The organism is Marisediminitalea aggregata, assembly GCF_900129565.1.
Taxonomy (GTDB): domain Bacteria; phylum Pseudomonadota; class Gammaproteobacteria; order Enterobacterales; family Alteromonadaceae; genus Alteromonas; species Alteromonas aggregata.
In genome coordinates, this window is record NZ_FQWD01000001.1 from 748,394 (window position 1) to 760,781 (window position 12,388).

A 12,388-nucleotide genomic window follows, 5' to 3' on the forward strand; every position below is an offset into this window, starting at 1 on the left:
CCAAAAACGGGCCGTAAATACGGCCCGTTTTTTTATGTTCAAAATTCACTATTACGCTGTGGCAGAGAAGCCTTCAGTCATCGGTGAAGACACCGATTTATAGAAACCGGCGATAACCTGATTGCGTTGCTGCATCTGCGACACGTTCACACTTTCTATGTCTAAGGAACGTCTGCCGCCGGCACTGCGCGGATCGATGTCGTTATCGACCGCTAATTCATCCAGCTTACGGGTCGGAATGTCAGCCGGAGCAACATCCACAATGTCCTCAAGGCTGGGGGGCTCCATTGCAGCATCGCTATCACTGCTAACCTCGTCATTGCGCTCTTTTGCCGCTTCAGCCCGGGCTTCAAACGCCAGTCGCGATGCTTCAGCAGCAACCTGTAAGTCCTGCGGTGACGGCTCAGCTGGCGCTAATGCCGCAGCACGCACCTGCTGCATTTTGCGGATCGTTTGTTCTGGTGTTGATTCGGCAGAAATATCAATAGAAACCTGACCTTCTACCGCGTAGCGCTGTCCATCTGGGCCTCGTTGAAATTCGTATTGCGGTGAACCCGCATACTGGCCACCAGTGGTGGCATGAGCCTGCTCGTGCGCACGCACTTCCTGGTCGCGCTGCTTGAGTGATTCAATTTCGCGTTGTTCAGCTTGTTGCTGCTGACGATCGCGTGCATCGTCCTTACCAGCACTCTCATCATCCGCATTGTCGAATTGTTGCTCTGCCGTGTTTTGGCTTTGCGCAGCCTGATTAGGCTGCGGTCTTTCATACGTGAGCGGCTGCGCTATTTTTACCGACGATTTTAATTTATCCGACTCAGAGCCGAGGCCCTGCTCAGCACTGCCTTGTTTCGAATCAGACGCCTGAGGAATGGTCTCGCGGGTGAGATTATCCCGCCGGGCTGCCTCGGTATTCAGATTTGCCGTAGGAATGGCAAAGGTAGAAGGAATTGGCGTGACAATATTCATGATAATCAGGCCAGCGTGTCGATAATTTTACCCACGGTGTCGTTTGCAACATCAATCACCTTGGCTGACGCCAACGCATTTTTACTGTACAACTGCATCGACAATAAATCAGAGGTGAGGCTATCGCCGCCAGAAGGCAACAAGCGGGATGTATTCGACAGACTCTGCACTGCCGCATTGGCTAATAATTCAGTAGGACCGTTGGCGGCCACATCCTGCTGAGCCGAACGCTGGGCAATATTAAGCGCAGACTGCGTCATGCCGTCAAACGACCGCTGCAATCCAAACTGACCAGAAATGATGGCCGAATTAATATTATTCGCAATTACCCCAGACATACACTACCTCTACACTCTCATGGCTAATTATTAATCAATTTTGGCCATTTGAAAAGTTTTATGTCTGTTTATCGAGCGTAAAACTGCACTGAATGCAGCGTATTCTTTACAACATTGCAGCCCCGATGATCTGCGCTAACTGCAGCGTTTGTCTATTCTCGCCAGGTTATGTACAAAATTACTAATAATATCTGCAGTTTGCGTGGGATGACTAATAAACGGGGCATGTGCAGCATGCGGCATAACAACGGTATCTGCAGAAGGTTGTAGCTCGTGGATACGATCAATACCACTTGTGGGTACCAAACTGTCCAACCGACCATACAGGCGCAAGGTAGGCTGGCTGATGCGCCCAATATCGGCGCGCAAGTCAACGCTTTGCAGGAGCTGAAGACCAGCCTCCAGCGCTTCCACCGACGGATTCGGCAGTGTTTTAACCTGCTGACGAATGGTTTTTACATCCTGTTTTGCGGTGGCGCTGCCCATGGCCTGGATCGCCAGAAAGCGATCAAGGGTCTTGTCGTAATCTCTGGCCAGCTGTTGACGAAACATCGCCAGTACCTCAGGCGCTATACCTGGCCAGCACTTATCAGCAACAAAATAAGGGGTAGAGGCTAGCGTCACAAGTCCGGCTACCCGTTCACTGTGATGGAGTGCAAGTTGTTGCGCTACTAGCCCACCGAGCGACCAACCCACGACAACGGCATCGTCAGGAAGTGCAGGGGCCACGGCATCTGCTAGCTGCTCCAGGGTGTACTCACTGGGCAATGTGTTGGCATTCGTACCAAAGCCCGGTAGACAGATACGGGTAATACGAAATTGATTTTCGAAATAGGGCAAGAACTCCGTAAATACGGCACTGTTCATACCCCAACCGTGTATAAAAACCAGTTCTTTTCCCGATCCCTGGGACAGGCTTTCAAGCCTCACATTAGTGTTATTCTCAACCACGCAATGGCTTCCTCTTGAAGGTTTAGAAAAGTGTACCTGAGCAAATTAAAAAGCGGAATAAAAGATTTCACTTCATCGGTTCAGCGCATTCCGCAGTGCTTGCCGGACAGCCATTGCTATCTGTGCCAGCAGCCCACACAAAGGCTGATATGTGAAGTATGCGAACAAGACTGTTTGTTCTTTAATACGCCGGTACTCCCTGATAATTTGCTGCTCTGGCCGCCAATCAAAAAAGGCTTGGTATCAGGGCGCTACACTTCAGTGCATGCCTGTAGTTACTATCAGTGGCCAATGGATCATCTTATCAACCAGTATAAAAACGGTCACCCGCAGCTAACCCAGACGCTGGCTGACTGGTTTGTCGCTTATGCACTGCCCTCGGACCCATTCCTGCCGGACTGCATACTGCCAGTACCCACCTCTTCCTGGCGCTTTGCCAGACGGCGCTACCACCAGACCTTATTGTTAGCGAATGCAATAGGACGCCGTTTATCCATTCCGGTGCATGCCAACTGGGCGTCCAGACGCAGCTTTCAACGTAAACAGCAATCATTGGGAAGGCGGGAACGACTTAACAATTTGAAACGGGCTTTCGCCCTGAGTAAGGACCCTTTGCCCTCGCGAGTGGCGATTCTGGATGATGTAGTGACAACCGGGGCAACTGCCGCTGCATTAAGCAATATGATCTATTCAGCCTACCCCGAAACCTCAGTAGCACTGTGGGCCCTTGCCATTACACCAGCCAAAGCCGACCCTGGTGCGCTGGTATCCGGCCAGATCCGTCAGCAACGTGTGTTGCTGCAGCAATATTAGTCCCTATTTTTAGGACCGTGTGTATGCTTTGGGATAAATGACGCTGCGCCTCACCCAGGGTGGTAAAGCGCAGTGCTGAAGGGTGATTAACGGATTGCTTCGGACAGCAGTAATGCATTGCTCATTAGCTTACTGGTGCCATACCAATAGCCACGAAACTGTGGGTTATCGGTAAAACCAATTACCCGGCCACGTCCCATTGGTTGCGCCACAACAGCGGCACTGCCGGCAATTTTTTCAGCCAAGACATCGGCACTGTACCCCGCCACCAGCGGCGATCGCGTATAACGGGCAGGCACATTAAATGGAGACTGAGAGCTGCTAACTACCGTGTTGGCTGTTTTAAACACATGCAAGTAGGGTTCATCAAACCCGTAAAACAGCGGGTGTGTGACATCGATATTCGCTATGTATACCGCGCCAGCAATAAGCTTTTTAGCCGCAAGCGCAGAGCGATCTGCATACGTTAACCCAGACTCATCAAACAGCCTGTCAACATCATTCCGGTCGGATACCTGCACAGACAGCCACTTTTCCTTACTAAACAAAGAAAGGGCCGACATCTGTCCTATCAGGGTACCGCCAGCTTTCACCCACTCACTGATCGCGTTACTTTGTTTGTCGTTAAGATCATAACGGCCGGAGGCGAATACGATGTGAGAATAGTCCGCCAGGGTAATTCGCCCAAGGCGTTCCTGCTCAATCAGTGTCACAGGCATACCGATTTGGGTATCCAGATGATGCCAGATTTCTCCCACCTGATAAGGGTTAGTACCTTCGCCGCCTATTACCAGTACTTTGGGCGCTCTGGCGGGCACCATGCTGCGGCTACCTAAATCACTGCCTACCGACGTTGAACCACTGGTAATGGAATACACAGGCACCTGATGCTTAGCACTGGCCGAAGCAATCAGGGCACCAACATTTTCAGGCTGCACAACGCCAGCTGGCACCACGATGCTGCCCAATTCAAACGCTCTCTCGCCTTGGGTTGTCATGGCGTTGAACGACGTAGTGGCAATGCGCGCATCGACACCCGCAGAGAGCAACGCTTGTAATAACGCCGGTGATGTAAAGTGATGCCATTCAAACGCATATCCATAGGCGTCGCTGGCAACTGCAGGCAATTCGTTCTGATGCAATTCACCGCGTTTTACCCGTTTCAACTCACGTGCAGTAAGCGAGCTAAACCCAAGATCAAACGCCAGCGGTAAATTCCAGTTGGACACGTCGTAAAACGTATTGTCCGGGAATTGCTGCTGCGTTGAGAACAGCGATTTGATCAGTCGGTATTTTTGCTGGTTCAGTGGCACAACCAGCGTATGCGCCGCAGCAAACGTTTTATCGTCTGCCGATACATCGTTTTCAGGCACAATAAAATCAATGCCGTGCTGTTCAAATACCCATTTCGCCCGCTTTAAGCGCCAGGCATCTTTAGGCTCGTGTAGCACATAAGCCGCAATATCGTCGTCTTTAATGAGCGACTGCGTTTCGTTGTAAAAGCGGCGGGGGTACTCTGTAAGTGCCGCTTTGTTCTTTAACGCACCGTCGAACACGGCCAACGACATCGTAAATTGATTTTGAATGGTTTGCGCGAACGCCACCGGCCCATTAATGGAATCCTGCAGATGCCCGCGGCTACTGGCTTGCTCAAATAAAATTCCGATACTGCCTTGTGCATCCGGGTAAGTAGAACCTTTGCCGTAGTAAAAATCGTCAAAGCCTTCTTCACTGAAGTAAAGATTTTTTTGATCATCGAAGGCCTGAATAAAACTGTCTGCCAGGGCTTCGGTTAAACGTACATTCCCTTCTGGTGTGAAAGGGTTTTTACGGCTGGGTACGCCAGGCTGGAAAAAGTACGTGCTGTCGGTCCCCATTTCATGAAAATCGGTCAATACATGAGGACGCCACTTTTGAAATTGTTTAATTCGGGCCCGGGACTCTGGGTGGATCAGCATCAGCCAGTCCCGGTTCAAGTCGAACCAATAATGGTTTGTACGACCATTAGGCCAGCCCTCATTGTGTTCACGGTGTTCAGGATCAGAGGACAGCACCTGGCCTTTATGCATATTGGCCCATTGCGCAAAGCGTGACAGCCCGTCCGGATTGAACGACGGGTCCAGCAAAACTACATTATCGCTTAACAACGAGGTAACCCGAGCGTCGTTCGACGCCGCCAGGTAGTAGGCGACCAACAGCGATGCATTCGCCCCGGAAGGCTCATTACCATGCACACTGTATCCCATGTATAGCACCAATGGCGCGCCATCTTCTGCGCGTGTGCCTTGGGTTACATTCTCGACGTGGGCTTTTTGCCACTGCGGCAATTTGTCACGATTCTGGGGAGCGGTAATCGTCAACAACAATAACGGGCGCTGTTCATGGGTGTAGCCAGTCACCTCGAGGCTGATACGGTCAGACGACTCCGCTAACACCTGCATGTATCGCACAAGCTGATCATGACGGACATGCCAGGTACCCACATCGTAACCTAACACTGACTCAGGCGTGGGGATATCCGGATTAAGGGCACTGTTTACCGGCAGGTAATCCGTCGCGGGCTTACCCGCTGCGAAGCTAAACGGGCTACTGCAAATTAACAGCATGGCCAGCGCCAGGCGTTGGGAACTATGCTGTTTTAGAGACGTTTTGCCTGTTAAAACGTATGTATCCTGTGCGCGATCACGAGTGACTACACACCGGACTGCCTTCTGAATACCCATCCAGAAACCGGTTCGAAAGACTTTCATCATTGTAATACTTAGCCTTGTACTATCTGTCGTGTATTTGGGCTGATTATTTTAATACCCGAGTGTTTTACTCAGGTAAATTTGTTATCATACCGTCAATTCTATGATTATGCAGGACTCTATCATGATCTCAATATCTACAGAGGCACAGGCTCACTTTGTTAAGCTACTGGCTAACCAGGAGTCTGGCACAAATATTCGGGTGTTTGTGGTCAATCCAGGTACGTCTACCGCAGAGTGTGGCGTATCTTACTGCCCACCAGATGCTGTTGAACCTACTGACATGCGTTTACCCTTCGATGGCTTTGATGCCGTGGTTGACGAAGAAAGCGCACCGTACCTGGAAGAGGCCGAAATTGACTATGTCACGGATCAGATGGGCTCGCAACTCACGCTAAAGGCACCGAACGCAAAAGCACGTAAGGTCGCCGATGACGCCCCATTGGTTGAACGTATCAATTACATGATCGAATCAGAAATCAATCCTCAGCTTGCCAATCACGGCGGAAAAGTCGTGCTGCTGGAAGTCACTGAAGAAGGGTATGTTATTCTGCAATTCGGTGGCGGTTGTAACGGTTGCTCAATGGTAGACGTTACCTTGAAAGAGGGTATCGAAAAGCAAATGCTCGACCAGTTTGCAGGAGAAATCAAAGGCGTGCGCGATGCCACTGAGCACACTGCGGGCGAGCACTCATACTACTAATGCATCAGTGATAGCTGGGCAATGGATACGGTAACGCCACCCAAAGGTTGGCACCGATTTACCCGGGGTTTACTCATATTCGCTCTGGGGTTTGGCATGATGCTAATCGGTGCCTGGTGGTGGCTGCCACTATACTATGTTGGTATCGCCACGCTGCTGTGCGGTTTTATCTGGGCCATGTCAGGCTACCTGGCACTGTTATGGTTCAGACTGACAAAAAACATTAACCCTGGTCGGCGGCCCTGACATAGTACAGATAAAAACTGCCTCCCAGCGTAACGCCTCGTGCCAGCAGGAAAGCCAGTAGCGCCCACCACAGGGCTTCATTACCCGCCTCACGCAGTACAAACCACACCGGGAAATACACTACCAAAGCACTGATTATCATGGTGTTACGCATTGATTTTGCCTTGGTGAGCCCTACAAATACGCCATCAAAAAGAAAACACCAGTGCGCCAATAATGGCAGTAATACCATCAGTGGCAAGTAGGGCATCGCGGCGGTCTGCAAGGCGTTAATATCGGTTAGCATCCACACAATGTTGTCGCCCAACCCGTAAAACGCCAGGGCGTAGCCAATGGCAACAACACTCGACCAAATCAACCCCCGGTGCGTTTGTATCACAACGCCTTGCTTGCTATTTGCACCCGCCGCTTCGCCCACTGTGGCCTCTACCGCATAAGCAATGCCGTCCAACCCCAGCGCAATTAATACAAAAAATTGCATGAGTATGGCGTTAACTGCCGTGGCGGTCTCTCCATAACGCGCACCCTGTATGGTCAGGAACGCAAGGCAACCCTGCAATGCGAGATTGCGTAGCAACATGTCGCCGTTTAGCTTCATCAGTACTTTTTGGGCACTGCGACTAAACCATTGCCAGACTGGCTTCACCCCATCAACATGTTGAATAGCGACACAGAGCCCCATTACAACCATGGTATATTCTGCTATCACGCTGGCCAGTGCCACCCCTTCAACGCCCATACCAAATGACCAGACAAACAGCAGGTCCAGCCCGGCATTGAGCAGGTTGCCAACTACCTGAATGAACAGCACTGCACGGGTTTTCTGCTGCCCTACCAACCAGCCAATTAATGCAATATTGCTCAACGCCGCCGGTGCGCCCCAAACACGCACGTTAAAATAGGTTTCCGCGAACCTGGAAACCACCTCAGAGGGGGCGGTGAGTGTCAGCCCAGCCCACAATACAGGTTGCTGCAAAATCAGCAATAGCAGGCCAATCGCCAAGCCGACAAACGCCGTCTGGTAAAAGGTTTTTGCGATTTCTTCACTGCTTTGCTTGCCTCTTGCCTGTGCACTCAGCCCTGTCGCAGACATGCGCAAAAAACCGCAAACCCAGTAGATTTGAGTGAGAATCAAGCCTCCTATTGCGGCCCCGGCCAGCGGCGCAGACACCGCCATATGCCCCATTACGGCCGTGTCTACCAAACCCAACAAGGGCGTGGTAATGTTAGCCAAAATCATCGGCACCGCTAAGGTCAGCAGAGTGAAATGTGCGGGCAAGCCCCGTTGTAAATACGCTGCGCGGGTCACGACAGTCCACAATAGTAAGGAGAATACATGCAGTCTATCATGAGAGCCTTGGTTATCTCGATGTTGATATGGGGTTTTACCGCCGCTCTCAACGTAGCACCGGCAAAAGAAATGAAGAATGTCGGTGCTGTGATACTGCTTTACCATCACGTCGCAGAAAATACGCCGCGCAGCACGTCTGTTACACCGGATGAGTTTGCTGAGCACCTTGCTTTTATCAAAGCAAACTATGTTGTCTTTCCGCTAAAAGACATCGTAGAGGCCGCCAAACACAATACGCCGTTGCCCGACAATGCGCTTGCGATCACATTCGATGATGGTTACAACAATATTTATGAAAACGCCCATCCTTTACTAAAAGAATACGGCTTTCCTTATACCGTGTTTATCAATCCGTCGGTGATTGGCGTTCAGTCTAACCAGCTAAGTTGGGACACGGTGAAGGCCATGCACAACGAAGGGGTGACGTTTGCCAACCACACGCTGGATCACCTTCATATGTTGGAAAAACGTGATGGCGAAAGCGAGAAGCAGTGGCTAAACCGGGTGTGGCAAAACGTCACCGACGCCGAGGCGCAAATTTCCGCCCAGGTAGGTGAATCATTAAAGTACCTTGCATACCCTTTTGGCGAGTACAACGAAGTACTGGCTAACAAGCTGCAAGAGCAAGGCTATATCGGATTCGGTCAGCACTCTGGTGCCGTTGGGCCGTTTTCAAATCTGGCTGCTATTCCGCGCTTTCCTGCTGCAGGCCCTTATGCAAAACTCTCTACACTGAAAACCAAAATGGCCAGTTTTGCCATGCCGGTGGTAAACATGTCGTTGTCCAATCCCGAGTTATCCAGCCCAAGCCTATCGGCACCCATTACAGTGACACTGGATGCGACCGTGGCAAATCAGCTGCGCATCAACCAGGTAACCTGCTATTACCAGGGTGACACATTGCCGGTCGAGGTAAACGGCAGTCAGTTTAGTGTGGATTTGAATAAAGCCTTGCCGGTAGGCCGTTCCAGAGTGAATTGTACAGCGCCTTCGAAAACAATGGCTGGCCGTTACTTTTGGTATTCAATTCCATTTTTCAGAGCTGACAAAAACGGTAAATACCCGGATTGATGAGCAGGATTACAACGAAGAGCGGTTGAGAGGGATAGCGCGGATCATTTGCATGAAGCTGTCGTTAACGCGATGCTCCGCATATCCCAGTTTCTGGTAAAACTGAATAGCGCCATGATTATCAAGCTCGCAGTTGAGTACCACGGCATTCTTTTTCAATTCACGGGCCTTTTCTTCCATAAATTTAATCAACGCCGCGCCAACGCCTTTACGCCGCGCGGATTCAACGACAGCAATGTGGCCCACCCCCATCTCTAAAAACATTGGAGGTTCGATAACAGCCATGTACATCTGCGATTTCAGGACGACATCCAACGCGGTATCAATACCGTAGAAGTCGACTATAGACTGGAGGGTAACACGGTCAAACTCTTCGGGAAGGTGGCTGTGCCAACAGCTTATGAGACCGGTCACTTCGCCATCAGTTTCTGCTACCCAGTGATTGTCACAACCGTACTGTCCCCCGCCTTTTTGCCAGGCAAAAGCAAGGTAATCCAGAGCGACTTGGGGGTCACCCAGACCAAATACCTCTGTGAGTAAGCGCTTACCTGCAGCAAACAGAAGTGGGACGGTAACGCCGCCATCATCCAATCTGGCGTTACGTACTACACTATGACATGGCATTAATTGTTCTTGTAATTACCTATTATTAAAGGCAAATCTTTAGCAATTTGCATGCTATCACTGACAGCAAGCTCACCGGGAGTATACTTTGGTTTAAATCGTCCCAAAGCCCGCCCCTGTGGATCAACGACCACCACAGATGCACTGTGGTCTACCAGGTAATTAGGATTGTCTGTACTTTCGGCAATGGCATACATAAGGCCAAGGGAACGTACAAACGGAAACAACTGAGCGTGCTCACCGGTCAGGGCCACAAACTCAGCGTTAAAATACTCAACGTAAGAAGCCAGTCGTTCGGGTGTATCCCGATTCGGATCCACTGACACAAACACTACCTGAACTGCATTATCAGAACCAATTTTTTTTAATTCCGGATAAACCCTGCCAAGCGACGCCATGGTTGTAGGACAGATATCCGGACAGTAAGTATAGCCTAAAAACAGCAAACTCCAGCGCCCATTGAATACTGTGTTATCAACTGACGTATTTGTTTGATCAACCAGGCTTATATCCGCGAGGTTCCGTGGTTCAGGGAAATACTGAAAGTATTCCGGGGTGGGGGTGGAAGGTTGAAAGGGTTTTACAACAGCAACAAACGCACCTGCAGACAAGGCAACGATGCCTGCAAGCACGATCCAAATTTTTTGACTCATAGTGTTAGCGGTATGTAGTGATCAGCCAGTAATACCACAAACAATACCATGAGATGAATAATTGAAAACTTAAATGTTGCCATTGCAGTGTGTTGATCCGCCGCGTATTTCAGCTTAAGTGCATAATACATAAAGCCCGCATTCAGCGCCGATGAACCAACAAGGTACAACAATTGCGCTTCACCAATCAGATACGGCAACAAACACACCAGGCACAGCAATACCGTATATAGCAGCACACATGTTTTGGTGAATTCTACGCCGTGAGTCACTGGCAACATAGGCACTTTGGCTTTGGCGTAGTCCTTTTCCCGGTGTATTGCCAGCGCCCAGAAATGAGGCGGCGTCCAGGTAAATACAATCAGCACCAGCAATAATGCATAGGCATCGACTTGTCCGGTTACCGCTGTCCACCCCAATAAGGGCGGTGCTGCGCCTGCCAGGCCGCCAATCACAATATTTTGTGGCGTGGCGCGTTTAAGAAACATGGTATACACCACTGCGTAACCAACGAGACTAGCCAGGGTAAGCAGGGCAGTTAAGCGGTTAACCCATAGTTCCAACGCAACATAACCCACCGCAGCGAGTACGAATGAGAACAACAGGGCATTGTTGACACTGACTTTGCCTTTCGCCACAGGGCGATTAAACGTGCGCGCCATCTGGCTGTCTATTTTATGGTCGACCACGTGATTAATGACCGCCGCAGCGCTCGCCAACAGCCCAATACCTCCCAGGCCGGCGATTAGCGTGCTCAGCGGCACCCATCCGGGCGTAGCCAGACACATTCCCACCAATGCGGTGAGTAGTAACAGCATAACGACTCTGGGTTTGGTCATTTCATAATAGTTACGCCAGGATGCGCGCCACCCGGTAGAGGCAGGCTTTACAGATGAACTACTGTTGGACAGAGTTGTGGATTTAGCCATAACAGCCTCCTACACTTTTCGATACAAGGTATAGGTGATCATCACCAACACCATTAACAGACAGGCGGCAATTGCGTTGTGCAACACCGCAACACTCAGTGGCAGACTGAAAACCACATTGCTCACGCCAAGCCCTACCTGTAACGCCAGTACCAGACTCATTACAGTAACCGCTTGTCTGATCACACGTGAACCAGAACGGCGGTACAACGTAAATGCAAGCCAGCTCAGGTACAGCAGGGTTACAATAGCCCCGAAGCGATGCACTATATGCATGGTCATGCGTTCAGGATAACTGTGAGCGCCAAATTCGTAGTTGTCGGCTTCAGGCACACTATAAGCACCATTGAGGTCGATATTGGTCATCCAGTCGCCCTCGCAAACCGGGAACTGAGTACAAGCCAGGGCGGCGTAGTTTGCTGACGTCCAGCCGCCCAGCGCAATTTGAGTAACCAGTACTACAACGCCAAGGGCCGCAAAGCCTGCGTAGCGCTTCACGCGTTCATTAACATAGCCAATGCGGAATGCCGACAGCCTGAGGTATAGCAGAAACAAACAGGTGAGCACGCTAAAGCCCCCCAGCAGGTGCCCCATGACCACCACTGGCAATAAGTTCAGTGTCACTGTCCACATGCCCAGTAACGCCTGAAAAATTACCAGCCCCAGTAACAACATGGGTAACTTGAGCGGTCTGTCTGGCTCACGTTTAATCAGGGCAATAATGGCAATCGCCAGAATACAAAGCCCCAGGGATCCCGCAAAGTAGCGGTGAATCATTTCATTCCAGGCTTTGTGTGCCTCAACCGGACGCTCTGGGTATGCTTCGTTAGCCGCCTCAACGTGATGCTCGGCTTCCGGAACAGTTAAGTGCCCGTAACAACCCGGCCAGTCCGGGCAACCCAGGCCCGCGTCGGTCAATCGTGTGTATGCGCCCAGTACAATCACCACAACGGCAAGTATGATGCTGAAACCAACCAGTTTTCGCATAACCAC

Annotated in this window: 13 protein-coding genes; 4 read left to right on the plus strand and 9 right to left on the minus strand. The window is 50.7% G+C overall.

Going from position 1 to position 12,388, the window contains the following annotated elements; translation table 11 throughout:
* Positions 1 to 51 precede the first annotated feature (51 nt).
* The 3 genes from BUB81_RS03185 to bioH form a co-directional block, all read right to left on the minus strand.
* Positions 52 to 966, minus strand: coding sequence for a putative metalloprotease CJM1_0395 family protein (locus BUB81_RS03185; RefSeq protein ID WP_073318050.1), 915 nt, complete (start codon positions 964 to 966; stop codon positions 52 to 54).
* Positions 967 to 971: 5 nt separating this feature from the next.
* Positions 972 to 1,304 (minus strand): hypothetical protein, encoded by a 333-nt coding sequence (locus BUB81_RS03190; protein WP_073318053.1) that lies wholly within the window; start codon positions 1,302 to 1,304, stop codon positions 972 to 974.
* Positions 1,305 to 1,439: 135 nt separating this feature from the next.
* Complete coding sequence (bioH, locus tag BUB81_RS03195) at positions 1,440 to 2,255, minus strand: pimeloyl-ACP methyl ester esterase BioH (RefSeq protein WP_073318056.1); 816 nt, start codon at positions 2,253 to 2,255, stop codon at positions 1,440 to 1,442.
* Positions 2,256 to 2,285: 30 nt separating this feature from the next.
* On the opposite strand from bioH, the gene BUB81_RS03200 reads away from it, so the two are divergent.
* Complete coding sequence (locus BUB81_RS03200; RefSeq protein WP_073318059.1) at positions 2,286 to 3,068, plus strand: ComF family protein; 783 nt, start codon at positions 2,286 to 2,288, stop codon at positions 3,066 to 3,068.
* 86 nt (positions 3,069 to 3,154) lie between these two features.
* Here BUB81_RS03200 and BUB81_RS03205 read toward each other — a convergent pair whose 3' ends face one another.
* Positions 3,155 to 5,821, minus strand: coding sequence for a M14 family zinc carboxypeptidase (locus tag BUB81_RS03205; RefSeq protein WP_245819104.1), 2,667 nt, complete (start codon positions 5,819 to 5,821; stop codon positions 3,155 to 3,157).
* Positions 5,822 to 5,942: 121 nt separating this feature from the next.
* Here BUB81_RS03205 and nfuA point away from each other — a divergent pair, with 121 nt between their 5' ends.
* Together nfuA and BUB81_RS03215 are read left to right on the plus strand one after the other, a co-directional pair.
* Entirely contained in the window at positions 5,943 to 6,521 is a 579-nt protein-coding gene (gene nfuA, locus BUB81_RS03210) for a Fe-S biogenesis protein NfuA (protein WP_073318724.1), read from the plus strand.
* Between the two features lie 21 nt (positions 6,522 to 6,542).
* Complete coding sequence (locus BUB81_RS03215; protein WP_073318061.1) at positions 6,543 to 6,767, plus strand: hypothetical protein; 225 nt, start codon at positions 6,543 to 6,545, stop codon at positions 6,765 to 6,767.
* Here BUB81_RS03215 and BUB81_RS03220 read toward each other — a convergent pair.
* On the minus strand, positions 6,745 to 8,007 hold the full coding sequence (locus tag BUB81_RS03220; protein WP_084526170.1) for an MATE family efflux transporter: 1,263 nt from the start codon (positions 8,005 to 8,007) through the stop codon (positions 6,745 to 6,747). The genes BUB81_RS03215 and BUB81_RS03220 overlap by 23 nt on opposite strands.
* Positions 8,008 to 8,103: 96 nt before the next feature.
* Here BUB81_RS03220 and BUB81_RS03225 point away from each other — a divergent pair, with 96 nt between their 5' ends.
* The gene (locus tag BUB81_RS03225; protein WP_084526172.1) at positions 8,104 to 9,189 is read left to right on the plus strand and encodes a polysaccharide deacetylase family protein; all 1,086 of its coding nucleotides are present in this window, start codon (positions 8,104 to 8,106) and stop codon (positions 9,187 to 9,189) included.
* A 9-nt stretch (positions 9,190 to 9,198) separates the two neighbouring features.
* Here the strand turns inward: BUB81_RS03225 and BUB81_RS03230 are convergent, their stop codons facing one another.
* The 4 genes from BUB81_RS03230 to BUB81_RS03245 are packed head-to-tail and all read right to left on the minus strand — an operon-like array spanning position 9,199 to position 12,382.
* Positions 9,199 to 9,813, minus strand: a complete 615-nt coding sequence (locus tag BUB81_RS03230) for a GNAT family N-acetyltransferase (protein WP_073318067.1) — start codon at positions 9,811 to 9,813, stop codon at positions 9,199 to 9,201.
* A complete protein-coding gene (locus BUB81_RS03235) occupies positions 9,813 to 10,466 on the minus strand; it encodes an SCO family protein (protein WP_073318069.1) in 654 nt (217 codons plus the stop codon). The genes BUB81_RS03230 and BUB81_RS03235 overlap by 1 nt, the downstream gene beginning before the upstream one ends.
* Positions 10,463 to 11,395 carry a heme o synthase gene (gene cyoE / locus BUB81_RS03240; protein ID WP_084526174.1) on the minus strand — a complete coding sequence of 311 codons (933 nt, stop codon included), beginning with the start codon at positions 11,393 to 11,395 and terminating at the stop codon, positions 10,463 to 10,465. The genes BUB81_RS03235 and cyoE overlap by 4 nt, the downstream gene beginning before the upstream one ends.
* 9 nt (positions 11,396 to 11,404) lie before the next feature.
* Positions 11,405 to 12,382: a COX15/CtaA family protein gene (locus BUB81_RS03245; RefSeq protein WP_073318072.1), complete on the minus strand. Its 978-nt coding sequence runs from the start codon at positions 12,380 to 12,382 to the stop codon at positions 11,405 to 11,407.
* Positions 12,383 to 12,388 lie beyond the last annotated feature (6 nt).